Raw genomic sequence first — 21,679 nt, 5'->3', positions numbered from 1 at the left:
TACTTCCTTGGTAATTTTTACGGCCGCCGTAGTCTCGCGCACCCGTCAGGTCAACGGTTGCACTTGCTCAGCGTGTCACACCACCGAAACCACCGGTCGAGCCGTACCCCCCGTCGCCACGGGCCGAACCGGGCAGCGTGGTCACCTCGACGAAGCGGGCCTTCTCGACCTGCTGGATGACCAGCTGCGCGATCCGGTCGCCGCGGCGGAACGTCACCTCGTCGTGCAGGTCGTGGTTGATCAGGCACACCTTGATCTCGCCGCGGTAGCCGGCGTCGACCGTGCCCGGCGTGTTCACCAGCGAGACGCCGTGCTTGGCGGCCAGGCCGGAGCGCGGGTGCACGAATGCGGCGTACCCGTCCTGGAGGGCGATCGCGATCCCGGTGCCGACCACGCCGCGCTCGCCGGGCTTCAGGGTCAGGTCGGACGCCGCCACCAGGTCCGCGCCGGCGTCGCCGGGGTGCGAGTACGCCGGCATCGGCAGGTCGGGGTCGAGTCGCTGGATCAGTACCTCGGTCATGAGAGGCGACCCTATCGAGGACCACCGACACCGCTCGTGCCAGGCTGGGGCCCGTGGGTAGCTATCGCGAGACCCTCCGGGTCCCGGCCTCGTGGTGGATCATCGCCACCGCTCTGGTCATCACGCTGTTCGTCATCACGTACGTGCCGGTCGGGTCGTTCGCCGCGGTCCTCGTCGGCGGAGTCACCTTGCTGATCGCGCTGATGATCTTCCTGCAGTACGGCGGGGCGCGGGTCGAGGTGGACGACCAGCGGTTCCGGGCCGGGCGGGCTGTGATCGACCGGGCGCAGCTCGGCCGGGTCGAGGCGCTGACCGGCGACGCGGCGCGGGCCGCGTTCGGGCGGGACTGCGACCCGAAGGCTTACCTCCTGCTGCGCAGCTACGTGAAGGGCGCCGTGCGGGTCGAGATCACCGACCCCGGCGACCCGGCGCCGTACTGGGTGGTGGCCACTCGGCACCCGGACCGGTTGGCTGCCGCGCTGAGCGGGCACAGCGTGGGAAGATCCTGACTGTCAAAGGTTTCGTTAGGAGAGAGCAGTGGTCGGAGCGAAGATCGGCTGGAAGCTGGTGCAGGCCGCGTTCAGCATCGTGGTCGGCCTGGCCGCGAGCAAGGCTGTCAGCGCGGCGTGGAAGCTCGGTTCCGGCGGGAAGCCGCCGAAGGACGGCCAGGGTGAGTACCTCGAGGTGATGACCTGGGCAGCCGCCAGTGCGGCAGCCGCGGCGGCCGCCCGGCTGTTCGCGGAGCGGCGGGCAGCGGCGTACTACCTGAGGTCCACCGGACACGCCCCGCCCGGGTACGTCGAGGACGCCACCGCGCGGATCGTCAAGGGCACGGACACCGGGCTGGTCAAGAAGGACCGGTAGCGGTCGAGACACGACAGCGGGACCGTCCCACCGAGGTGGGACGGTCCCGCTGTCCGTTGCAGACGAAGTAGGGCGGCTCCGATCAGGCTGCGCAGTCGCGGCAGATCAGCTGTCCGTTCTTCGTCTCGGCGAGCTGGCTGCGGTGGTGGACCAGGAAGCAGCTCGAACAGGTGAACTCGTCGGCCTGGCGCGGGAGGACCCGGACCGCCAGCTCTTCGTGGCTCAGGTCGGCGCCGGGCAGCTCGAAGCTCTCGGCCGCCTCGGCCTCGTCCTCGTCGACCTTGCCGGAGTTCTTGTCGTGACGGCGAGTCTTCAGCTCTTCGATCGACTCTTCGGAAGCGTCCTCGTCCGTCTTGCGCGGGGCGTCGTAATCAGTCGCCATGGTGTTTCCCTGCCCTCTTCGTACCCGTGGTGTTGCCTGCTGAGCCCTTGAACGGGTAGAGCGGCCGAGAAATTCCGCGCCGGAGCACCGCGCCGAACTTTCGTCCCCCGAAACCCTTGACAGCCAGGCCGGGACCGGCAAACTACCGTTCCCGAGGACGGGATTGTGCCCTATAACCGTCCGGGATGCACGACTGGGTCCACGGTCTGACCCGCGTGTCGCCACAAATGTCAGGACCGAACACACGAATGCTCATTAGTGCGCGGTACTGCGCAGAAACGAGCACTCAGCCGTTTCTAAGCACGCAACGGGTCCGCCGCGGCCAGCAGATCGTGGAACGGCCCGAACAGCGCCGGGCCGGCCGCGATCGACATCTCCGGCGAGACCGGCGCCCCGTGCAGGCCCCCGGTCAACGCGCCGGCCTCGGAAGCGATCAGTGCACCCGCTCCGTAGTCCCACGGGTTCAGTCCGCGCTCGTAGACGACGTCCAGGCGCCCGCAGGCGACGTAGCAGAGGTCGATCGCCCCGACCCCGATCCGGCGGATGTCCCGGACCTTCGTGATCAGGTGCTGGACCACCTCGGCCTGGACCTGCCGCCGCGCCGGGTCGTACCCGAACCCGGTCCCGACCAGCGCCTTGCTCAACTCGGTCTCCCCCGACACCTGGATCGGCTTGCCGTCCGCGAACGCGCCACCACCCTTCGTGGCGGTGAACACCTCGCCCTTCGGCGCGTCCACGACCACGCCGGCGACGGTCTCGCCGTCCACCTCGACCGCGATCGAGACGGCGTACGTCGGGAGGTCGTAGAGGTAGTTGACGGTGCCGTCGATCGGGTCGACCACCCAGCGCACCCCGCTGGTCCCGGTGACGTCGTCACCCTCTTCGCCGAGGAAGGAGTCGTCCGGCCGGGCCTCCAGGACCCGGGCGCGGATCAGCTCCTCGGACTCGCGGTCGACCGCAGTCACGACGTCGGTGACCGTGCTCTTGGTGTCGGCGACGGTGATCTGACCACGCCGGCGCTCGACGATCAGGCGCGCGGCCTCCTCGGCGACGTCGACCGCGAGCTTGAGCAGATCCTGGGAGGAGGTCATACGGCTTCCTTCTGCGGAGTAGGTCGACGGAGCGGCGGGCAGCAGTCGTGGCGGCAGTCGTCCCAGCCTGGGCCCAGCTTGCCGACACAGGGCCGGGTGGGCTGCTCGCCGCGCTCGGCGGCGGCCCGCTCGAGGACGAGGTCGCGGAGCATGGTGACGAACCTCTCGTCCGTCCCCGGGGTCGCGGCCCGGGCCATCGGGAGGCCCAGCTTCTCCGCCGTCTCGGCCGCCTCGGTATCGAGGTCGTAGATGACCTCCATGTGGTCGCTGACGAACCCGATCGGGACCACTGCCACGCCCGGCACACCTGCAGCGGCCAGCGTCTCCAAGTGGTCGTTCACGTCCGGCTCGAGCCACGGCACCTGCGGCGGCCCGGACCGGGAGCAGTAGACGATGTCGGTACGCCGCGTCTGTCCGGTCCGGCGCTCCATCTCGGCCGAGATCTCCGCGGCCACGTCCAGGTGCCAGTCGACGTACCCGTTGCCGTCCGGGCCGCTGGTCGCGTTCATCGCGGTCGGGATCGAGTGCGTCACGTACGCGATCGCCGAGCCCTCGGGCAGCCCGCTCAGCGCCTCGGCCGTGGACTCGACGAACGAGCTGACGAAGCCCGGGTGGTTCGCGTAGTGCCGGAGCTTGTCGATCCGCGGCGCGTCCGGGACCTGCCGGGCCGCGTCCTCGAGGTTCTCGCGGTACTGCCGGCAGCCGGAGTACGACGGGTAGGCCGAGGTGACGATCACCACCGCGCGGCGGATCCCGTCGGCGGCCATCTCGCGCAGCGTGTCGGTCAGGTACGGCGCCCAGTTCCGGTTGCCCCAGTAGATCGGGAGGTCCAGACCGGCCGCGTCGAACGACGCCCGCAGCGCCTTCAGCAGGTCCCGGTTCTGGTCGTTGATCGGGCTCCGGCCGCCGAACCGGTAGTAGTGCTCACCGACCTCCTTGAGCCGCTCGTCCGGGATCCCCCGGCCGCGGGTCACGTTCTGCAGGAACGGCAGGACGTCCTCGGGCTTCTCCGGACCACCGAAGGAGAGCAGCAGGACGGCGTCGTAGGGCGAGGCAGCAGGCACCGGCATATTCCAAGCTTCTCAGACTCGCTGAAGTTAGAGTGTTCCCGGTCTCTCATGCTCAAGCCTTACGTTCACCTCATGCGCCGGCCCGGCGCCGGCGCGTTCTTCGCGGCCGGGATCCTCGGGCGGATGCCGATCTCGATGATCGGGCTCGGCATCGTCATCCTGATCGCCCAGGAGAGTGGCTCCTACGGCCTGGCCGGGGCGATCTCCGGCGTGGCCGTGATCGCCGGAGCGCTCACCGGCCCGGTCCAGGGCCGGCTGGTGGACCGGCTCGGGCAGCGCGGCCTGCTGCTGGTCGGCTCGGTCGCCTGCACCGTCGCGCTGGCCGCACTCCTCGTCGCAGTGCGTGCCGACGCCGCCACCTGGGTCCTCTACCTGCTGTCGTTCATTGCCGGAGGCACCCGTCCGCAGGTGGGGTCGTTCGTCCGCGCCCGCTGGACGCACCTGCTCGGCCGTGGCCGTGCGCTGCAGACGGCGTTCGCCCTCGAGGCAGTCGGCGACGAGGTGGTCTTCATCGTCGGCCCGGTCCTCGTCAGCACTCTCGCCACCCAGCTCAGCCCGTACGTCGCCCTGTCCGCTGCCGGTGTGCTGGGCCTCGCCGGCGGCATCTGGCTGGCGTTGCTCCGGGCATCCGATCCGGCGGGGCGCGGCAAGGCGGACGGCAGCGAGCAGGCGCCACTCCCGTGGCTGTCGATCATGCTGCTCAGCCTGATCGGGCTTGGCCTCGGCGCGACCCTCGGTGCGGCCGAGGTGGTCACCATCGCGTTCACCACCGAGAAGGGCGAGGCCGGGCTGTCCGGCGTCGTACTGGCGATCTGGGCGTTCGGCAGTCTGCTGGCCGGGCTCTGGTACGGCTCGGTGCACTGGCGGGCCCCGGTCGAGCGGCGGCTGCTGCTCGGCACGATCGCGCTCGCCGTCACCCTCGCGCCACTCCCCTGGGTCAACAGTGTGTGGCTGCTCGGCGTCGTGCTGTTCGGCTGCGGGATGACGATCGCTCCGACGATGGTCGCGGTGACCGCCTGCGTCGAGGAATGGGTGCCGCCCGAGCGGCTGACCGAGGCGATCACTTGGACGGTCACAGGCATCCTGCTCGGTGTCGCGCCGGGTAACGCAGCCGCCGGACACGCCGTCGACGTCTGGGGACCGTCGGACGCCTACTGGGTCCCCTTCAGCGTCGGGATCGCCTGCGCGATCGTCGCCGCGGTCTCCATCACCTTCGCGCGGCCGAAGCGGACGTTCGCCCATAACTAGTCTTGTATCTCCGGTTACGGGAGATGTGAGGGTGTCGGTATGGACCACTCGATCGGTGCGGTCGCGCGGCGGGCCGGTGCCACGGTCAAGACCGTGCGGCACTACTCCGACCTGGGCTTGCTCGAGTACCGGCGTACGTCGGCCGGCCACCGGCGGTACGACGAGGACGCGGTCGCGCGGGTGCGGCTGATCCGGACGCTGCGTGCGCTGGGCATCGACCTGCCGACCGTCCGGGCGGTGCTCGTTCAGGAGCAGACGCTGGCCGAGGTCCTGTCCACTCACGCCGACGCGCTCGCCGTACAGATCCGTGCGTTGCAGCTGACGTACGAGGTGCTGCGTCGGTCCACGACTCTGGAGGAGCTCGAGCACATGCACGATCTGACCGCCCAGTCCGCCACCGAACGCCAGGCGCTGGTGGCCGGCTTCCTGTCCGCCACGCTTGGCGACGACCCCGCGCTCGCGGCCGTTCGCCAGAACCTCACGCCCGTGCTGTCCGATGACGCCGACGACCAGCAGGTCGCGGCCTGGCTCGAGCTCGCCGTCCTGCTGCAGGACCCGGACTTCCGTGAGTCGGTACGGCGGATGGCCGTGGGGTACCAGGCGCTCGTCGGGGACGACCAGCCGTTGTGGGTCGATCGCGGGCGGCTGATCGAGCTGCGGCGTACCGTCGGCGGGCCGCGCTGGAAGCGCTACGCCGAGCTGGTTGCCGTGGTCAACGGGTGGGACTCACGGGTTGCGGGGTAGCGGTGCGTTCCAGCCGCGGCGGATGGCGAGCAGGCGGATCGTGAAGCAGGTCAGCGCGGCGACGATCGGGACCCAGAGCGCGTCGTAGGAGAGGGCCGCGGCGACGACCACGATGCCGGCGCCGAGGAACGCCGGGGTGGCGTAGATCTCGGAGCGGAGGACGACCGGCACGCGGCCGCTGAGCAGGTCGCGGACCACGCCGCCGCCGATGCCGGAGATCGTGCCGAGCAGGGCGGCGGAGAACGGGGACAGGCCGTAGTCGATCGCCTTCAGCGCACCGGTCACGCAGAACAGGGCGAGGCCGGCCGCGTCGAAGATGTTCACCAGGCGTTCGACGCGGCCGATGCCCGGGTGGAGGAAGAACGTGAGCAGGCCGGCGACGATCGGGACGACGAGGTACCGCCAGTCCCGGAGGGCGGCGGGTGGGGTGTCGCCGATCAGTACGTCGCGGAGGAAGCCGCCGCCGAGGCCGGTGACGAGCGCGAGCACCTGGATGCCGAACACGTCCAGCTTCTTGCGGACGCCGACCAGTGCGCCGGTGATCCCGAACACGAAGATGCCCACCAGGTCGAGCACATGCAGCACCATGCGTCCGACGCTAAACCACGAGCGCCGGTCGACCCGTGCTTCTATCGTTGTGGCCATGCCGCGCCCTGCCGAGGTGGACTACACCGCAACGTCCCTCCGCCCGACCTGGGACACGCTCCCGGCCGCCCTGCACGAGGCCCTGACAGTTGCCCTAGGCACCGACATCACCGAGGTCGGCCAGTCCGTCGGCTCCGGCTTCACGGGCGGCTTCGCAGCCCCCGCCCACCTCGCCGACGGTCGCCGAGTCTTCATCAAAGCCTCCGACGAAACCCTCCACTCGTACGACGCCTACCAGCGCGAGGCCGAGGTCGTCCCGCACCTCCCCAAAGCAGCTAACGCCCCAGCAATCATCACCACGGCTCATGCTGAGGACGACCTGGCCTGGTTTGCGGTGGTTTCTGAGTGGGTGGAGGGGCGGATGCCGGGGAGTCCCTGGACGCCTGCCGACTTCGACGTGGTGACAGCTACGTGTGAGGGGATGGCTGCGGCGATGGAGCCGAGTCCTCTGGATGGGTTGGGGTCGTTTGCGGGGCTGGTTGGGGACGATGTCGGCGTGCCTGCCCAGATCCTCGCCGGTGAGCGACCGTTCCCGAGCCGCCTGCAGGAATGGGTGCCGAAGGTGCTTCCGGAGCTGGCCGAGTTGGCTCAACTTGCGCCTGAGGCGCTCCAGGGTGATACCGCGGCGCACTCGGATCTGCGGGCGGACAACATCCTGATCGGCCCCGACAGCACCTGCTGGATCGTCGACTGGAACTGGCTCACGCTCGCGCCGCGATGGGTCGACTGGGCCGGTCTGCTCCCGATCGCCCAGCACGACGGCATCGACACCTTCGACGCGGTACGCCGGAGCCCGCTGACCGCCGACGTACCCGATGACCACCTCGACGCGTTCATGGCCCTGATCGCCGCGTACATGATGAAGAACACCGACGCTCCGCCCCCGCCGGGCTGTACGCCGGCCCTGCGCGAGCACCAGCGGTTCTACGCCTGGACCTACCTCGACTGGCTCGCCGTACGACGCAACTGGGGGTAGCGACCTACCGTGGAGGTATGACGAAGGGTCCCACCACGAGGTTCAAGGTCGAGGTGCTCGACGGCGACCGCACGTCCCGCCGCGAGGATGTCGTCACCACCGAGGAACCGCTCGAGCTGCGCCTGGAGTGGCCCGGCCGCCCGCCGGAGCCGCTCGTCGTCACCATGCGCACCCCCGGCGCCGACTTCGAGCTGGCCGCCGGCTTCTGTCTGGGTGAGGGCTTCGCGGTCCGTCCGGACGCGATCCGGACCGTTGCCTACTGCACCGATGTGAAGCTGACCCGCGAGCAGCAGTTCAACACCGTCACGATCACCCTCGACGCTCCCCCGGACCGCGAACCACCCCAACGGTACGGCGTCACCTCCGCCGCCTGCGGCGTCTGCGGCCAGCAGAGCCTGGACGAACTAGCAGACCGCTCGTACGCCCCGGTGGACCCGGTGGAGGTCTCGGTCGACGTTGTACGCCGCCTCCCCGACCTGCTCCGCGAGGCGCAGCCCATGTTCAGCCGCACCGGCGGCCTGCACGCCGCCGGCCTCTTCACCGCCGAAGGCCGCAAGGTCGTCGTCAAAGAGGACGTGGGCCGCCACAATGCGGTGGACAAGGTCGTCGGCTGGACCGTCCTCAACCACCACAGCCGCAAGGGCCTGGTGATGGCGGTCAGCGGCCGCCTCGGCTACGAGATCGTCCAGAAAGCCGTGGCCGCCGGCATTGGCATGATCGTCGCCGTGGGCGCGCCGTCGAGCCTGGCGGTGGATCTCGCCCGCCAGTTCAACGTAACGATCGCCGGCTTCACCCGGGGCGACCGCTGCGTCGTTTACAGCGCCCCCGAGCGGATCATCCGTCCAGCTTGATGAAGGTGGCCTTCGGGACGTACTCGTAGCGGTCGGGCATGCAGGTCAGGATGATGATCTGGCCGTGGTCGCCGGCGCGGCCAAGGAGGGCGCCCATGTCGCGAAGGCGGGCCTTGTCGGACCAGCCGAGGGCGTCGTCGAAGATGACCGGGACGCTGCCTTCGCCGGTGCTGACCAGGTGGCTGATGGCGAGGCGGGTGATGATCGCCAGCTGCTCCTGAGCGCCTGTCGAGAGCGCCTCCACCGGCAGTCGTATGCCGTCCAGCTCGCGTTCGGCGACGGCCAGGTCGTCGTCCAGCCAGACGCGGAAGGACGGGCCGTACACGCTGCGGCCGAGCGCTTCGATCCGGCTCTGCAGCGGTTCGGAGTACTTCGTCTGGGCCTCGGCCCGGTGCCGGCTCAACGTCTCGTGCACCCGCCGCGCCGCCTCCGCGCGGCGCCGGAGCCCGTCGTGCTCCGCGCGTACGGCGGCCAGCTCGAGGTCGGCGACGTCGCGCCGGGTCGCGAGACCGTCGCGCCCGGACTGCTCCAACCTGCCCTCGGTCGTCCGGAGCGCGTCGCGCAGCGTGTCCCGCTCGCCCTGCAGCCGGGTCGCCACGGCCAGCGCATCCGCCAGCTCGCCCGCGACCTGATCAGCCCCGGCCTCGTTGACCTGCTCCTGTACGGCGGTCAGCTCCTCGAGCACCGCCTCGACCTCCGCCATCGCCTCGCCCTCGGCAACGGCCACCGCGTCGTCGTCCAGCACAGCCCGGGCTGCCTCCAGCGCCTCGACCGCAGCCGCGAGCCGCTCCCCTGCGAGCTCCGACCTGGCCCGCGCGTTCTGCGCCTCGGACCGGTCCTCGTCCGCGGCCTTCCGGGCCTGCGCCGCCGCGAACTCGGCATCCGCCAGCAGCCGCTCCACCTCGGCCAGCGCGTCCCGCGCGTCCTCCAAGGCCCGCTGCGCACTGCCCAGGTCGCCCGGGTCCGGCGCAGGTACTTCGAAGTCGTCGAACAGCGTGTCGTGCGGCGACACGAACTCCTCGAACAGCGACATCTGCCCCGGTACACCTTCGACCGCGGGCTCCTTGCCGCCGTTGTCCTCCGGCTCGTCGTCGCCGATCCGCGCCGTCAGTACTGCGATCCGCTCCCCCGGATCTCCACCGGCGGTCAGCGACTTCTCGGTCCGGCGCGCCTCGTTCAGCTCGGCGCTCGCCGTGTCCGCCTTGCGCAGCAGCTCCCGTGCTGCCGCGACGTCCTTGACGCCAGCCTTCTTCAGCAGGTCCTGTTCCCGGCGTACGGCGTCGTCCACCCGCGAGCGCAGCGTCGCCGCCTCGCCGCCGGCGCGCACGGTCACCACGACCAGCTCGGGTACGCCGACCACGAGCTCGCCGGAGACCAGCACCTGCGCCGACTCGTCGAACCCGAGCTCAGCGGGTACGGCCCCCTCCAGCCCGGTCCCCTTGAGCTCGACCGCCGAGCCACCGAGCCGTCGTACCGTCACCTCGGGTACGCCGGCCGCGAGCGCCGCGCGAGCCTCGACCACCGCCGCGCGGGCGTCCTCGAGCGCGGCGACCATGCCGTCGTCGACCTTGATCCGGTCCAGGATCGTCCCGGCCGCGGCGATCCGGCTGCGGACGTCGAGCAGCTCGGCCTGCTGTCCGAGCAGCCGGTCCAACTCGGCGCGGTCCATCAGGTCAGCGACCCGGCGCTCGGCCTCCTGCACGTCGGTACGGCGGAGGTCCTTCAGCTCGACGACCTCGGCCAGCGCTGCTTCCGCGGCCCGCACGGTGTCGGCCGCCGTCTTCGCGACCAGATCCGCGTCGGCGCGGCGAGCGGCGAGCTCGGCGTCGTACTTCGTGAACCGCGCGACCTCGTCGAGCAGGTGCTCGCGCTCGACGCGGGTCCGGGTGTGGTTCTCCAGGCGGGCGCGGGCGGTCTCCGCACGAGAACGGACCGAGTCGCGGCGGAGCAGGATCTCGTCGGTCGCCTGCTTGCGTTCGCGGAGCTCCTCGACGACGCGCAGCTGGTCCGTGAGCCGATCGGCGACGTCACTGAGGTCGAGCGTGAGGCGCTCGGCGCGGCGGATGTCCTGCTGGACCTCCTCCATCGCCTTCAACGCCTGGGCCGCCGTCAACTCGGCGGCCGTGACCGCGCGCTCGGACTTGGCGAAGTCGCCGGTCGGGCGGCCGCCGCGGGTCCAGTAGCGCAGATACTCGTGCTCGACGGCACTCACGAGCGGCATCGAGGCGCCGTCGACCGGCGTACCGGACTCGGCAGTGACCGCGGTGATCAGCGGCTCGGCGTCCGCGGGTGTTGGGAGGACCAACGACTGACCCTGGCTGACCATCAGCGTCTGCCAGAGGACCGGGTCGACGTTCTCGTGGAAGAGGCGTTCGGCCTCGTTGTGCGCCTCACGGCCCGTCCAGGACTGGCGGCGGCCGTCGGGGGCGACGACGGTCAGCTCGGTCTGGCGGTTCTTCAGCCAGCGCTTGGTGTACGTGAGCTCGCGGCCGCCGAGGGTCAGCTCGGCGGTGACCTCCGGGCCGACGTCCTGGCCGACCGGCTGGATGTCGCGGATCCGCGTCGACTTGGAATCGTCGGGCAGGTCGAAGACCAGGCCGAACGCCTCGACCAGGCTGGACTTGCCGACCTCGTTGTCGCCGACGACGACGGTGGTCCCGAGCGCGGGAAAGCGAACAATACGTTCCTTGACGCCGCGGAAGTCCCGCAGCGCCAAGCTGTGTAGTCTCATCCCGCGTCCCGCGCCAGCCGGTGCATGAGGGAGAGCGCAGCGCCGGCGTCCTCGTCGCCGCCGGCCAGTGCCTGCCGCAGCTCCTCCATCGCGGCACGGGCCGGACCGCTCAGCTGGAGCGCGTCGAGATCGGCGGCGTCCGGTGCGGGGCGGACGGTCCAGAACTTGGCCCAACGCTCGACGCTCGCGAAGACCTCGCCCTGGGCGTCGATCATCGCGTCGAGGCGAGCCAGCAGCGGGAGCGAGAGGGATCCGTCGCCGGCGAGCCGGACGTAGGTCCGCTCCTTGTCCGGGAGGTCGGCGAACCAGTCCTCGAGCGCGGTGATCGCGTCCTCGTCGAACAACTCGACCCGGTGATCGACCATGTGCCAGGCACCGACCCGGGCCGGTTCCACCTCGATGCCGATGCCGATCTCTGCACCGATCGTGACTTTGAGGACGTTCCCCGGCGCGTCCTCCTCGGGCGACGTGACTTCCTGCGTCCCCGAGAACCAGATCCGGTCGGTGACGCGCGTGGTCGAGTGCCGGTCGCCGAGGCCGACGTACTGCAAGCGTCCGTCGGCGACGGCTGCTTCCAGCGCGACCTGGTCGATGTTCGGTACTTCGGACATGCCGCCGGAGAGGCTGGTGAGCTGGCCGTGGGCGAGCAGGATCCGGATGGTGCCGTCGCTCGGCTGCAGGTCGGCGTACCCGGGTGCTGCTGGGTCGCTGAGCGGGCGACGCGAGCGCCATGGTGCGCCGACGATCTCCACGCCCGGGAGGATCTCCAGCGGGGTGGTGTCGGTCAGGACGGTCACATGCTCCGGAGCGTGCGCCTGCCACTGGCTGGACGTCCACAGCGAGCCCGGCTCGAGGGCATCGTGGTTGCCCGGCAGCAGGACCACCGGCACCGGGATCCGCTTCAGCGCTTCACAAGCACGCAAGATCGTCTGCCGCTCGACCTGGTTGTGCTCGAAGACATCCCCGGTGACGACGACGAACTTGGCACCCGTGTCCTTCGCGACCTCACCGATCCGTGCGACAGCGTCCAGCCGGGCCTGCCCCCACCGGGCCTGCCCGTCCGGCCCCAGGAACCGGCGCAATATCCCCAGCTGCCAGTCCGAGCTGTGCAGAAACGTGATCGACTCGTCCATCGCGGAGAGAACGCTAACCCGCGCCGACGGTAACCCCCAACCCAACACACCCCAACCCCCGAACCGCCCACACTCCGGACACCTCAATTCAGGTGAGTGAAGTGCGGATCAGGTGAGAGAGTCCGGGCATGGAGACCGAGCGACTGCGGCTGCGGCAGTTCCGCATCGACGACGCCGAGCTGCTGGTGGGGCTGGATTCTGATCCGGAGGTGATGCGATACCTGACTGGGCAGCCGACGCCGCGCGAGGAGCTCGAGGACGTGGTGTTGCCGGGGATCTTGAAGGTGTACGCGGAGCATCCTGGGCTCGGGACGTTTGCTGCTGAGGATCGGGACGGGTTTGTGGGGTGGTTCGGGTTGCAGCCCACGGACGAGCCGACGGCTGTGGATGTCGGGTACCGGTTGCTGCGGAGAGCCTGGGGGAAGGGGTATGCGACCGAAGGGACCAAGGCGCTGATCGAGCATGCGTTCACCGAGCTCGGGATGGAGCGGGTGGTGGCGGACACGATGGCGGTCAACCACCGGTCGCGGGACGTGATGCGGCGGGCCGGGCTGCGGTTCGTCAGGGTGTACCACGAGCACTTCGAGGATCCGCTGCCCGGGACCGAGTTCGGGGAGGTCGAGTACGCGATCGACCGTGGGACCTGGGAAGCTACCCAGCATGGGTGACGATCGGGCGTACGCCGTACTGGACATCGACGCGACGCTGTCCGACACCAGCAAGCGGATCCACTTCCTGGAGAAGAAGCCCAAGGACTGGGACTCGTTCTTCGCGCACGCCAAGGAAGACTCAGTGCTCGACGAAGGGCTCGCGGTCGCGACGACGCTGGCGGCCGAGCACGAGATCGTCTACCTGACCGGGCGGCCGGAGCGGCTGCGGCGGGACACGGTCAAGTGGCTCAAGGACAACGGCTTTCCGGAAGGGAAGCTGTACATGCGCGGCAACACCGACCGGCGCCCGTCGATGCTGATGAAGCTCACCAGGCTCAACCGCCTCGCCGAGGAGCGCCCGGTCGCCGTGCTGGTCGACGACGACGTGAAGGTGATCGCGGCCGCGGAGAAGGCCGGCTACACGGTGATGAGGGCCGACTGGGGACTCGATGCCGAGACCCAGCCGACCCTCTTCGAAGCTCAGGAGCGCGAAGGACGCACCTGATCTACTTACTGAGACCAACCGTGAGCACGTTCGCGTACGGCGGGTACGCCGGCAGGTAGAAGTTCTGCACCTTGGACCCGTGCATGAACGCGTTCCGCGCGTAAATCAGCGGCACGATCGGCGCGTCACCCATGATCTGCTTGTCGACCGCGGCCCACAGCCCCGCGGCCTTGCCCTGGTCCGTCTCGGCCGTGGCTGCGCCGATCGCCGAGTCCACCGCAGGGTTCGAGTAGCGGGAGATGTTGTACCCGCCGTTGCCGATCTCCGAGGTCCCGAACAGCGGCTGGATGTTGCCGATCGCGCTCGGGAAGTCCGGCAGCCAGCTGGACACGGTCAGGTCGAAGTCCGGCTTGTTCCCGGTGATCAGGTCGGTCAGCGGCTCGGAGTCCAGCGGCTTGATGGTGACCGCGATTCCGGCCCGCTTCAGCCCCTGCTGGATCGCCTGGGCGACGCCGAGACCGGTGGTGTTGTCGGCGACGAGCACCAGGCTCAGGTTGCTGACCCCGGCGGCCGCGAGCAGCTGCTTCGCCTTCTCCGGGTCACCGGCCGGCGGCGCCTGGTACAGGTCGTACTTGGTGTACCCGTCGATCCCCGGCGTGATCAGTGTCGACGCGATCTCACCGCCGTACTCCGGTCCGCCCTCGGCGACCTGGACGGCCTGCTTGTCGACGGCGTACTCGATCGCCTTGCGGACCTCAGGCTTGGCCAGCGCCGGGCGCTGCGTGTTCATCGCCAGGTACTCCAGGGCGCCGGCCGGCGACGTCGCCACCCGGGCCTTGACCGCCGGGTTGCCGTTGATCGTCGGGATCAGCGCGGCCGGCACGGACACACCGGTCGACGCGGCGAACTTGTCGTCGCCCGCGTCCGCGATCAGCCGCTGGTTCACCACGTCCGGCTGCAGGCCCATGTCGGTCACGATCGAGTCCGGCAGACCGGTCCGGGCCTGGTCGGTCGACTTGTCCCAGTTCGGGTTGCGGACCAGCACGAGCTTCGAGCCCGGGGTGTACGACTGCACCTGGTACGGCCCGCTCGCCATCGGCTTCTCGCCGTAGTGCGCCGGGTCGGTGTCCGCCTTCTTCGGCACCGGCGAGAAGGCCGGCATGCTGGCGATCCACGGCCAGTCGCCGTACGGCTTGTTCAGCTTGAACACGATCGTGCTGTCGTCCGGCGTCTCGACCGAGGCCAGCTCGGCGCCCTTGTACGGGCCCTGGTACTTGTCGCCGCCGACGAGCAGCGACTTGTGGTACCCCAGCCCGCCGGACAGCTCCGGCGCGAACGACCGCTCGATGCCGTACTTGATGTCGCCGGCAACGATCGGCGAACCGTCGGCGTACTTCAGGCCCGGCTTCAGCTTGTAGGTCCAGGTCTTGCCGCCGTCGCTGGCCTGGCCGATGTCGGTGGCCAGGTCCGGGACCACCTCGGTGGCCTTGTCCGGCGAGGTCTTCCAGGACGTCAGGCCGCGCAGCACCAGGTGGATGCTGCTGATGCCGAGGTTCTGGCTCTTGGCCGGGTCGTAGCTGATCTCCTTGCTGGTGCTGAGCACGTGGAACGTGCCGCCCTGCTCGGCCGCTGCGGCGTTCCCGCCACTCGGCGTCGACTTGCTGTTGGCGTTGCAGGCCGCGGCCGCCAGCGCCAGTACGGCGGCTACTGCCACCGCACGGGATATGCCCTTCAGTTGATTAGACACTGAATACTGACCTCTCTGGGGTGGGGGGCTCTGGGAAGTAGCAGGCGGCCCGGTGTTCTGCGGAGCCGTGCACAGGCTCGAGCACCGGTCGTTTGGTCGCGCACACGTCCTCTGCCTTGTAGCACCGGGTGCGGAACGGGCAGCCGGACGGCGGGTCGATCGGCGTCGGTACGTCGCCGGTCAGCACGATCCGGTCCCGGACCACGCCCGGCTCAGGCACCGGTACGGCGGACAGCAACGCCTTTGTGTACGGGTGGGCCGGCGCGGCGTACACCTGGTCCGCGGGGCCCTCTTCGACGATCGTGCCGAGGTACATCACCGCGAGCCGGTTCGCGACCTGCCGTACGACGGCCAGGTCGTGGGCGACGAGCACATACGACAGGCCAAGCTCGTCGCGCAGGTCCGCCAACAGGTTCAGGACCTGGGCCTGGACGGACACGTCGAGCGCGGACACCGGCTCGTCGCAGACCAGCAGCTCCGGCTTGACCGACAGGGCCCGGGCGATGCCGATCCGCTGCCGCTGACCACCGGAGAACTCGTGCGGGTACCGCTCGAGGTGCTGCTCGGCAAGCCCGACCTGCTCGAGCAGCTCGACAAGCTGGGCCCGGGTCGGGCGGATGCCTTGCGCGCGGAACGGCGTACTCAGGATCGTCCCGACCGACTGCCGCGGGTTGAGCGACGCCTGCGGGTCCTGGAAGACCATCTGGATCCGCCGCCGGACCGGTCGCAGCCGACGCCCGCGGACCTTGGTGACGTCCTTGCCACCGATCTCGACCCGGCCCTGGGTCGGGTCGAGCAGCCGGGTCGCGAGCCGGGCCAGCGTTGACTTGCCCGAGCCCGACTCGCCGACCAGGCCGACGGTCTCGCCCTTGCGGACGGTGAAGTTCACTCCGTCGACCGCGCGGACGGCCTGCGCCTTCTGGAACGGGAGGCCGCGGAGCCCGAAGTACTTCTTGACGTCCTTGAGGTTGAGCAGCTCGTCAGACATCGGACGGCCTCCGTCCCAGGTGGCAGGCCGCCTCGTGATCGCCTTCGCCGGGGCGCGGTGTGAGCTCCGGTCGCTCGGTGATGCACCGCTCCCCCACGAGGTGCGTGTAGGCGCACCGCGGCTGGAACGGGCACCCGGTCGTGATCGAGCCGGGCGACGGCGGGGAACCGGGGATCGTGGTGAGCCGCGGCCGCGGCGGTACGTCGACCCGCGGCATGGCACCGAGCAGCCCGAGGCTGTACGGGTGCGCGGCGCGGTAGAACAGGTCCCGGACGGTACCGCGCTCGGCCGCGCGGCCGGCGTACATCACCAGGACGTCGTCGGCGACCTCCGCGACCACGCCGAGGTCGTGCGAGATCAGGATCAGCGCCGTCCCGAACTCTTCCTGGACGTCGGCGAGCAGCTGCATGATCTGCGCCTGCACGGTCACGTCGAGTGCGGTCGTCGGCTCGTCCGCGATCAGCACCCGTGGGTCGTTCACCAGAGCCATAGCAATTACGACCCGCTGCCGCATTCCCCCGGAGAACTCGTGCGGGAAGCCGTTCGCCCGGCGGACCGCGTCCGGGATGCCGACCTTGTCGAGCATCTCGACGGCCCGCTGGTGCGCGACCTTCTTCGAGACGTCGTGGTGCAGCCGGTACGCCTCGGCGACCTGCCAGCCGACGCTGTAGTACGGGTTCAGCGCGGAGAGCGCGTCCTGGAAGACCATCGCGATGTCGTTGCCGCGGATCTTGCGGAGCTCGTCGTTGGGCAGGCCGATCAGCTCGCGGCCGTCCAGGAGCACCTCGCCGGTGACGTCCGCGGTCGACGGCAGCAGGCCCATCACCGCGGCCGAGCTGACGCTCTTGCCGGAGCCGGACTCGCCCACGATCGCGAGCGTCTCCCCTGGCGCGACGGCGAAGTCGATGCCGTCGACAGCCGGCACCAGACCACCCTCGGTGCTGAACGTGACGTGCAGATCATGCACTTCGAGTATCGGCTCAGCCATGGCTCACCCTCGGATCGAGCGCACCGTGCACTATGTCCACCACCAGGTTCGCGAGGATGATCAGGAAGGCTGCGAAGAGCGTCACGCCGACGACCACGGCCACGTCCAGCGAGCCGACCGCGGTGATCAGCAGGTCGCCCAGACCCTGCATGCTGAACACCTTCTCGGTCAGGATCGCGCCGCCGAGCAGACCGCCGAGATCGAGACCGAACAGCGTCACGATCGGGACCAGAACGCCACGCAGCCCGTGCGTCAGGACGACCCGGGCCTCGCCGGCGCCCTTCGCTCGCGCGGTAGTGATGTAGTCGAGGTTCAGCTCCTCGAGCATCTGCGAGCGGGTGATCCGGATGTACGCCGCGGCCTGGAGCACGGCGAGCACGAGCCAGGGCGTGACCAGGTGCCAGGCCCAGTCGACCGGGCTGTCGGTGAAGGCGACGTACCCGTTGACCGGGACCATGTTGAGCCAGAAGCCGAACACCAGGATCGCGAGCAGCCCGAGCAGGAAGGACGGGGTCGAGACGCCCAGCAACGCGACTCCGACGGACAGGCGGTCGAGCAGGCGGCCTCGGTTGAGCGCCGCGACGACACCGAGCGAGACGCCGAGCAGCAGCCAGAGTACGGCGGCGCCGACCGCGATCGAGGCGGTGATCGACAGCCGCTCGACGATCAGGGTGGTGACCGGACGAGCCAGGGGGAACGAGTACCCGAAGCAGGGTGCGTTGCAGTGGACGGCCGCCGAACCCTCGCCGAAGGTACGGCCGGCAAAGATGCCCTTCAGGAAGCTCAGGTACTGCTGCATGGTGCTCTGGTCGAGCTGCATGAAGTGCCGGGCCTGCTCGAGGCGGTCCGGCGTACACGGTTTGCCGCACGCGAGGTGGGCCGGGTCGGCAGGGATCGCGTAGAAGACCAGGTAGACGGCCAGGCTCAGCGCGAGCATCACGAGCAACGCGCTGAACAGCCGCCGGATCACGAACCAGACGAGGTCGGGCATGTCAGTTCGTCCTCCGCAGCCGGACGTCGAACGCGTCACGTACGCCGTCACCGAGCAACGTGAAACCGAGCACGGCGAGGAACAGCATGGCGCCCGGGAAGACCAGGAACCACGGGTCCGCGCCGGTGTAGACCCAGGCGATCGAGTCCGAGATCGACCGGCCGAGGTCCGGGGTCGGTGGCGGTACGCCGACGCCCAGGAAGGACAATGCCGCCTCGGTCCCGACGTACCCGGGGATGGCGAGGGTGGCGACGACCAGGACCGGACCGAGCAGGTTCGGCAGCAGCTCGCGGGTGATCACCATCCAGCCGGACGAGCCGACGCTGCGGGCCGCCTCGACGAACTCGCGGGCGACCAGCGAGCGGGCCTGGTTGCGGATCAGCCGGGCCAGGCCGGCCCAGCCGAAGACGCTCAGCACCAGGATCAGCAGCAGCCAGCGCGGGAACCGCGCCGGCACGATGATGCCCAGGGCAATCATGAAGACGAGCTGCGGGAAGCCGAACAGGAAGTCCAGCAGCCGGGACACGATCGCGTCGTACCAGCCGCCGAAGTACGCCGCGCTGATGCCGACCAGGGTGCCGACGACGGCCGTGATCACCGTCACCACGACGGCGATGAACAGCGACGTCCGCAGGCCGAGCACCACGATCGAGAACAGGTCGCGACCGGTCAGCGGCTCGACGCCGAACCAGTGGCTACCGCTCGCACCACCTACCGCACCGCGTGGGGCGTTGCCGCGGGCCGGGTCGAGCAGGTCGATGTGGTACGTCGTCGCGTCCTGGCCGGCGAGCTTGACCAGGAGCGGGGCGGCCGCGGCGATCACGATCAGCAGCACGACCAGCACGACACCGACGCGCGCGCTGCGGTCCCGCCGTAGCCGGCGCACCGCCTGCCGGGTGGGCGAAACGGTCCCGGCGACCGAGGAACTCACAAGCACTCCCGACAGGTTCGATTCATGCAGCCGACAGACACTAGGCCGCATCCTTCCACCACCGTGGTTGCATCTCGAATCCCGAGAATCTCAGGTCGGTAACTGTGGATTCGGGTAGCTGCTGTGGGTTGGTTACGCTCCGCTGGTGGACGACGTAGTGCAGGTGGGCTCGCGGGAACTGCGGTACAGCATTTATGGACCGGCGGACGGCGTACCGGTCCTGTCCTTCGGCGGCTCCCCCAGCACCCGCTGGAAGCGCCCTGACGCGGTGCGCGCAGTCGAGGAGTGCGGCGTACGGCTGGTAACACCTGACCGCCCCGGGTACGGCGGCTCGACCCGCCAGCCCGGCCGGACGGTCGCCTCCGCGGCTGTGGACGCCGCGGCGGTAGCTAACGCGCTGAGCTGGGACCGCTTCACAGTAACCGGCGGCTCCGGCGGCGGCCCGCACGCGCTGGCCTGTGCTGCGCTGTTGGGTGACCTGCCGGCGGCCCAGAGATCCCCGGTGACGGCCCACCGGCCCGCGACGACCCCGCCGCGATGGCCCGCCTGCACGCAACCTTCGTCACAAGCTTCGAAGGCTGGGAAGACGACTACCTGGCGTTTGCTGAGCCCTGGGGATTTGAGCTGAGTGCGGTCCAGGTTCCAGTGAGCGTCTGGTACGGCTCAGACGACCAGCGAGCCACCGAAGCAGCTGAAGTCCTACTGACAGCGATCCCCACCGCTGAACGCCACCCGTACATCGGCGGCCACATCCAACCCCCAGAGGCTTACCGAGACCTGCTGAGCTGGCTTATTGGTCGATGAGTTCCCAACGGCGTTTGGGGAGTAGGCGGAGGGCTAGGGCGGTGATGGCTGCGCCTAGGAGGACGCCGGGGATGGTCCAGCGCCAGCCGGTGAAGAACGTGGTGGTGGGGGCCGCGGCCTGCTGCGCTGGGGGTGGTGTGGGGGCCGGGGTGGCGACTATGGCGTAGCCGTCGGTCAGGGTGGGGCCGCCTTCGAAGGAGCCGTGGAGGAGGTTCAGGTCGCCGAGGAGTTGGAGGAGGCGGACTGGGTTGGCGGCTCGGTGCCAGGTGGGTTTGCTGGGGTTGGTGTCCGTCATCAGGTCCTCGGTCTGGATCCACGGGCCACCGGGTGCGTCGGGGTAGATGATGTCGATGCGCCAGATGGACATGTCGTGGATGAGCCAGGTAGCACGGACGAAGCGGCCGGTGTCGTGCTGTGCACCCGTGGGCTCGGCTTTCGTCGGTGTCTGGACGAGAGCTTGGAGGTCGGCGTACCGCTGGTCCTCGTAGCCCAGACCGATGACAGTCGGCGGGGCGCTGAGCAGCACGCTGGTCGGGCCGCCGGCGTGAGCTGGTACTGCGGTGAACGCGAAGAGGACTGCGGCCAGGAGCAGCATGCGTCGGATCATGTCCCGAATACACCGCGGACCTACTAGTTGGTTCCCTCGGCCAGTTCGACGGCTCTGGCCTTGTTGACACCTTCCAGGCGGTAGGTGATGCCGTCGCGGACCCACACCAGGGTCGGTGCGGCAATGCGTACGACGCGCTTGTCGACCAGCACGAGGTTGTGCGGCGTCTTGAACCAGTAGCCGTTGACTGCGTCGACGTACTCGAGGTCTTCGTAGTACTGCTTGAGGTACATCGGCTGGATGTCGGACTGGAACTGCTCCAGCCGGACACCAGGCCAGCTCATCGCGACGAAGCCTTTCGACGCTTGTACGCCGGTTGGCTCGCCCAGGACCGCAGGGTGAACGGGTGTGAAGCCAGCTGTCTGAGCCGCCTGGTCCAGCGACAAGCGCCCAGAGATCGTCGGGACAGGCGGGGCAGTGCTGGGGCCAGTAGGGACCTGCTGGGCCTCCACTCCCCCGATCCGCAGCCACTCAGCGACCGTGGCGCGCACAGGTGGCGTCAGCACGACACCTCCCAGCAGCACCAGGAAGCCGGCGAGGAAAGCGCGCCACCGCCGTCTCTTGACGGGCATGCCAGCGACCCGAGTGAGCACAGCGGCCGTCAGCCCCTCCTCCACGGGAGGTACGTCGACTGAGCGCCCCACGGCCCTTAGCTCGTCCTCGAGACTCATCGCTGCACCTCCTTGTCCGGCAGAGCGTCCCGTAGTCGACCCAGCGCGCGGTGCAGGCGCGACTTGACCGTCCCGCGCGGCCAGCCGAGCACCACAGCGGTCTCCTGCTCATCCAGGTCCAGCAGATAGCGACAGGTCACGACGAGCCGCATCGGGTCCGGCAACGCCCGTACGGCGGCCAGCAGCTCAGCCCGCCGCTCCAGCGACACCGCCTCCTCGGCAGGGTCGAGTACGACGTCCAGCGGCGCCGCCCGCTCCTCCCGCTTCGCCCTGCGCCCACGAGCCCGTACGGCGTTCCGCGTCTCGTTGGCCACGATCCGCAGCAACCACGGCCGGAACGCCGACCCGGAGCGGAACCCGCCGAGACCCCGGTACGCCTTGACGAACGCCTCCTGCACCACGTCGTCCGCATCCGCGCCGGCTCCGAGGAACACCGCCGTACGCTTCGCCATCGGGGCATGCCGAACCACCAGCTCGCCGTACGCGGCGCTGTCGCCGCCGCGGACCCGAGCCAGCACGTCCGCTTCGTCGTCCGGGCTGACTGTCGCTCCTTCCGTCCCTGTGGATACACCACGGCACGCATCCAGGTTCCCTGTATAGGG

24 protein-coding genes are annotated in these 21,679 nt (G+C 69.6%); 9 read left to right on the top strand and 15 right to left on the bottom strand.

Annotated features, from left to right (window positions below; genetic code table 11):
• Nucleotides 1-67: 67 nt before the first annotated feature.
• Nucleotides 68-520 carry a dUTP diphosphatase gene (dut, locus tag AB0E69_RS18550; protein WP_360146793.1) on the bottom strand — a complete coding sequence of 151 codons (453 nt, stop codon included), beginning with the start codon at nucleotides 518-520 and terminating at the stop codon, nucleotides 68-70.
• 53 nt (nucleotides 521-573) lie between these two features.
• Here dut and AB0E69_RS18545 point away from each other — a divergent pair, with 53 nt between their 5' ends.
• Nucleotides 574-1,029 (top strand): DUF3093 domain-containing protein, encoded by a 456-nt coding sequence (locus AB0E69_RS18545; RefSeq protein WP_360146790.1) that lies wholly within the window; start codon nucleotides 574-576, stop codon nucleotides 1,027-1,029.
• 28 nt (nucleotides 1,030-1,057) lie between these two features.
• Nucleotides 1,058-1,384, top strand: a complete 327-nt coding sequence (locus AB0E69_RS18540; protein ID WP_360146787.1) for a DUF4235 domain-containing protein — start codon at nucleotides 1,058-1,060, stop codon at nucleotides 1,382-1,384.
• 82 nt (nucleotides 1,385-1,466) lie between these two features.
• Here AB0E69_RS18540 and AB0E69_RS18535 read toward each other — a convergent pair whose 3' ends face one another.
• The 3 genes from AB0E69_RS18535 to AB0E69_RS18525 all read right to left on the bottom strand — a co-directional run bounded on the left by AB0E69_RS18535 (nucleotide 1,467) and on the right by AB0E69_RS18525 (nucleotide 3,927).
• Nucleotides 1,467-1,766: a DUF4193 domain-containing protein gene (locus AB0E69_RS18535; protein ID WP_130379292.1), complete on the bottom strand. Its 300-nt coding sequence runs from the start codon at nucleotides 1,764-1,766 to the stop codon at nucleotides 1,467-1,469.
• Between the two features lie 296 nt (nucleotides 1,767-2,062).
• Nucleotides 2,063-2,857, bottom strand: coding sequence for an inositol monophosphatase family protein (locus AB0E69_RS18530; RefSeq protein ID WP_360146784.1), 795 nt, complete (start codon nucleotides 2,855-2,857; stop codon nucleotides 2,063-2,065).
• Nucleotides 2,854-3,927: a ferrochelatase gene (locus tag AB0E69_RS18525; RefSeq protein WP_360146781.1), complete on the bottom strand. Its 1,074-nt coding sequence runs from the start codon at nucleotides 3,925-3,927 to the stop codon at nucleotides 2,854-2,856. The genes AB0E69_RS18530 and AB0E69_RS18525 overlap by 4 nt, the downstream gene beginning before the upstream one ends.
• A 72-nt stretch (nucleotides 3,928-3,999) precedes the next feature.
• Between AB0E69_RS18525 and AB0E69_RS18520 the strand changes: the two genes are divergently transcribed.
• Together AB0E69_RS18520 and AB0E69_RS18515 are read left to right on the top strand one after the other, a co-directional pair.
• Complete coding sequence (locus AB0E69_RS18520; RefSeq protein WP_360146778.1) at nucleotides 4,000-5,175, top strand: MFS transporter; 1,176 nt, start codon at nucleotides 4,000-4,002, stop codon at nucleotides 5,173-5,175.
• Nucleotides 5,176-5,214: 39 nt separating this feature from the next.
• A complete protein-coding gene (locus AB0E69_RS18515; protein WP_360146775.1) occupies nucleotides 5,215-5,919 on the top strand; it encodes a MerR family transcriptional regulator in 705 nt (234 codons plus the stop codon).
• On the opposite strand, the gene AB0E69_RS18510 is transcribed toward AB0E69_RS18515, so the two are convergent.
• Nucleotides 5,902-6,507, bottom strand: coding sequence for a trimeric intracellular cation channel family protein (locus AB0E69_RS18510; RefSeq protein WP_360146772.1), 606 nt, complete (start codon nucleotides 6,505-6,507; stop codon nucleotides 5,902-5,904). The genes AB0E69_RS18515 and AB0E69_RS18510 overlap by 18 nt on opposite strands.
• A 55-nt stretch (nucleotides 6,508-6,562) precedes the next feature.
• Here AB0E69_RS18510 and AB0E69_RS18505 point away from each other — a divergent pair, with 55 nt between their 5' ends.
• Both AB0E69_RS18505 and fdhD read left to right on the top strand, forming a co-directional pair.
• Nucleotides 6,563-7,540, top strand: a complete 978-nt coding sequence (locus AB0E69_RS18505) for an aminoglycoside phosphotransferase (RefSeq protein ID WP_360146769.1) — start codon at nucleotides 6,563-6,565, stop codon at nucleotides 7,538-7,540.
• 17 nt (nucleotides 7,541-7,557) lie between these two features.
• A complete protein-coding gene (gene fdhD, locus AB0E69_RS18500; RefSeq protein WP_360146766.1) occupies nucleotides 7,558-8,391 on the top strand; it encodes a formate dehydrogenase accessory sulfurtransferase FdhD in 834 nt (277 codons plus the stop codon).
• Here the strand turns inward: fdhD and AB0E69_RS18495 are convergent.
• Both AB0E69_RS18495 and AB0E69_RS18490 read right to left on the bottom strand, forming a co-directional pair.
• Entirely contained in the window at nucleotides 8,375-11,122 is a 2,748-nt protein-coding gene (locus AB0E69_RS18495; RefSeq protein WP_360146763.1) for an AAA family ATPase, read from the bottom strand. The genes fdhD and AB0E69_RS18495 overlap by 17 nt on opposite strands.
• Entirely contained in the window at nucleotides 11,119-12,255 is a 1,137-nt protein-coding gene (locus AB0E69_RS18490; RefSeq protein ID WP_360146760.1) for a metallophosphoesterase, read from the bottom strand. The genes AB0E69_RS18495 and AB0E69_RS18490 overlap by 4 nt, the downstream gene beginning before the upstream one ends.
• A 128-nt stretch (nucleotides 12,256-12,383) precedes the next feature.
• On the opposite strand from AB0E69_RS18490, the gene AB0E69_RS18485 reads away from it, so the two are divergent.
• Nucleotides 12,384-12,923, top strand: coding sequence for a GNAT family N-acetyltransferase (locus tag AB0E69_RS18485; RefSeq protein WP_360146757.1), 540 nt, complete (start codon nucleotides 12,384-12,386; stop codon nucleotides 12,921-12,923).
• A complete protein-coding gene (locus AB0E69_RS18480) occupies nucleotides 12,916-13,410 on the top strand; it encodes an HAD family acid phosphatase (protein ID WP_360146754.1) in 495 nt (164 codons plus the stop codon). Before AB0E69_RS18485 ends, AB0E69_RS18480 begins: the two co-directional genes overlap by 8 nt.
• Before the next feature lies 1 nt (nucleotide 13,411).
• Here AB0E69_RS18480 and AB0E69_RS18475 read toward each other — a convergent pair whose 3' ends face one another.
• Genes AB0E69_RS18475 through AB0E69_RS18455 form a run of 5 tightly spaced genes read right to left on the bottom strand, consistent with a single transcriptional unit; the run spans nucleotide 13,412 to nucleotide 18,995 of the window.
• Nucleotides 13,412-15,097 carry an ABC transporter substrate-binding protein gene (locus AB0E69_RS18475; RefSeq protein ID WP_360146751.1) on the bottom strand — a complete coding sequence of 562 codons (1,686 nt, stop codon included), beginning with the start codon at nucleotides 15,095-15,097 and terminating at the stop codon, nucleotides 13,412-13,414.
• Nucleotides 15,090-16,085, bottom strand: coding sequence for an ABC transporter ATP-binding protein (locus AB0E69_RS18470; RefSeq protein ID WP_360146748.1), 996 nt, complete (start codon nucleotides 16,083-16,085; stop codon nucleotides 15,090-15,092). The genes AB0E69_RS18475 and AB0E69_RS18470 overlap by 8 nt, the downstream gene beginning before the upstream one ends.
• Entirely contained in the window at nucleotides 16,078-17,073 is a 996-nt protein-coding gene (locus AB0E69_RS18465; RefSeq protein WP_360146745.1) for an ABC transporter ATP-binding protein, read from the bottom strand. The genes AB0E69_RS18470 and AB0E69_RS18465 overlap by 8 nt, the downstream gene beginning before the upstream one ends.
• Nucleotides 17,066-18,064, bottom strand: coding sequence for an ABC transporter permease (locus AB0E69_RS18460; RefSeq protein ID WP_360146742.1), 999 nt, complete (start codon nucleotides 18,062-18,064; stop codon nucleotides 17,066-17,068). The genes AB0E69_RS18465 and AB0E69_RS18460 overlap by 8 nt, the downstream gene beginning before the upstream one ends.
• Nucleotide 18,065: 1 nt before the next feature.
• Nucleotides 18,066-18,995, bottom strand: coding sequence for an ABC transporter permease (locus tag AB0E69_RS18455; RefSeq protein WP_360146739.1), 930 nt, complete (start codon nucleotides 18,993-18,995; stop codon nucleotides 18,066-18,068).
• A gap of 145 nt (nucleotides 18,996-19,140) precedes the next feature.
• On the opposite strand from AB0E69_RS18455, the gene AB0E69_RS18450 reads away from it, so the two are divergent.
• The gene (locus AB0E69_RS18450; RefSeq protein ID WP_360146736.1) at nucleotides 19,141-19,623 is read left to right on the top strand and encodes an alpha/beta hydrolase; all 483 of its coding nucleotides are present in this window, start codon (nucleotides 19,141-19,143) and stop codon (nucleotides 19,621-19,623) included.
• A 162-nt stretch (nucleotides 19,624-19,785) separates the two neighbouring features.
• On the opposite strand, the gene AB0E69_RS18445 is transcribed toward AB0E69_RS18450, so the two are convergent.
• From AB0E69_RS18445 to AB0E69_RS18435, 3 genes are all read right to left on the bottom strand, one after another.
• Nucleotides 19,786-20,406, bottom strand: a complete 621-nt coding sequence (locus AB0E69_RS18445) for a hypothetical protein (RefSeq protein WP_360146733.1) — start codon at nucleotides 20,404-20,406, stop codon at nucleotides 19,786-19,788.
• Between the two features lie 23 nt (nucleotides 20,407-20,429).
• A complete protein-coding gene (locus AB0E69_RS18440; protein ID WP_360146730.1) occupies nucleotides 20,430-20,978 on the bottom strand; it encodes a hypothetical protein in 549 nt (182 codons plus the stop codon).
• A 95-nt stretch (nucleotides 20,979-21,073) separates the two neighbouring features.
• Entirely contained in the window at nucleotides 21,074-21,595 is a 522-nt protein-coding gene (locus tag AB0E69_RS18435) for a sigma-70 family RNA polymerase sigma factor (protein WP_360146727.1), read from the bottom strand.
• Nucleotides 21,596-21,679: the final 84 nt, after the last annotated feature.

The sequence above is a fragment of the Kribbella sp. NPDC026611 genome (assembly GCF_040638345.1).
Taxonomy (GTDB): Bacteria; Actinomycetota; Actinomycetes; order Propionibacteriales; family Kribbellaceae; genus Kribbella.
This window is presented reverse-complemented; position numbering and strand designations above follow the sequence as displayed.

What these genes read in the sequence shown, in the direction of transcription:
- AB0E69_RS18530 (WP_360146784.1), bottom strand. Translation starts at nt 2,857, where the DNA reads ATGACCTCCTCCCAGGATCTGCTCAAGCTCGCGGTCGACGTCGCCGAG.
- AB0E69_RS18440 (WP_360146730.1), bottom strand. Translation starts at nt 20,978, where the DNA reads ATGCCCGTCAAGAGACGGCGGTGGCGCGCTTTCCTCGCCGGCTTCCTG.
- AB0E69_RS18505 (WP_360146769.1), top strand. Translation starts at nt 6,563, where the DNA reads ATGCCGCGCCCTGCCGAGGTGGACTACACCGCAACGTCCCTCCGCCCG.
- AB0E69_RS18535 (WP_130379292.1), bottom strand. Translation starts at nt 1,766, where the DNA reads ATGGCGACTGATTACGACGCCCCGCGCAAGACGGACGAGGACGCTTCC.
- AB0E69_RS18480 (WP_360146754.1), top strand. Translation starts at nt 12,916, where the DNA reads ATGGGTGACGATCGGGCGTACGCCGTACTGGACATCGACGCGACGCTG.
- AB0E69_RS18510 (WP_360146772.1), bottom strand. Translation starts at nt 6,507, where the DNA reads ATGGTGCTGCATGTGCTCGACCTGGTGGGCATCTTCGTGTTCGGGATC.
- AB0E69_RS18515 (WP_360146775.1), top strand. Translation starts at nt 5,215, where the DNA reads ATGGACCACTCGATCGGTGCGGTCGCGCGGCGGGCCGGTGCCACGGTC.
- AB0E69_RS18520 (WP_360146778.1), top strand. Translation starts at nt 4,000, where the DNA reads ATGCGCCGGCCCGGCGCCGGCGCGTTCTTCGCGGCCGGGATCCTCGGG.
- AB0E69_RS18465 (WP_360146745.1), bottom strand. Translation starts at nt 17,073, where the DNA reads ATGGCTGAGCCGATACTCGAAGTGCATGATCTGCACGTCACGTTCAGC.
- AB0E69_RS18460 (WP_360146742.1), bottom strand. Translation starts at nt 18,064, where the DNA reads ATGCCCGACCTCGTCTGGTTCGTGATCCGGCGGCTGTTCAGCGCGTTG.
- fdhD (WP_360146766.1), top strand. Translation starts at nt 7,558, where the DNA reads ATGACGAAGGGTCCCACCACGAGGTTCAAGGTCGAGGTGCTCGACGGC.
- dut (WP_360146793.1), bottom strand. Translation starts at nt 520, where the DNA reads ATGACCGAGGTACTGATCCAGCGACTCGACCCCGACCTGCCGATGCCG.
- AB0E69_RS18470 (WP_360146748.1), bottom strand. Translation starts at nt 16,085, where the DNA reads ATGTCTGACGAGCTGCTCAACCTCAAGGACGTCAAGAAGTACTTCGGG.
- AB0E69_RS18490 (WP_360146760.1), bottom strand. Translation starts at nt 12,255, where the DNA reads ATGGACGAGTCGATCACGTTTCTGCACAGCTCGGACTGGCAGCTGGGG.
- AB0E69_RS18485 (WP_360146757.1), top strand. Translation starts at nt 12,384, where the DNA reads ATGGAGACCGAGCGACTGCGGCTGCGGCAGTTCCGCATCGACGACGCC.
- AB0E69_RS18445 (WP_360146733.1), bottom strand. Translation starts at nt 20,406, where the DNA reads ATGATCCGACGCATGCTGCTCCTGGCCGCAGTCCTCTTCGCGTTCACC.
- AB0E69_RS18525 (WP_360146781.1), bottom strand. Translation starts at nt 3,927, where the DNA reads ATGCCGGTGCCTGCTGCCTCGCCCTACGACGCCGTCCTGCTGCTCTCC.
- AB0E69_RS18495 (WP_360146763.1), bottom strand. Translation starts at nt 11,122, where the DNA reads ATGAGACTACACAGCTTGGCGCTGCGGGACTTCCGCGGCGTCAAGGAA.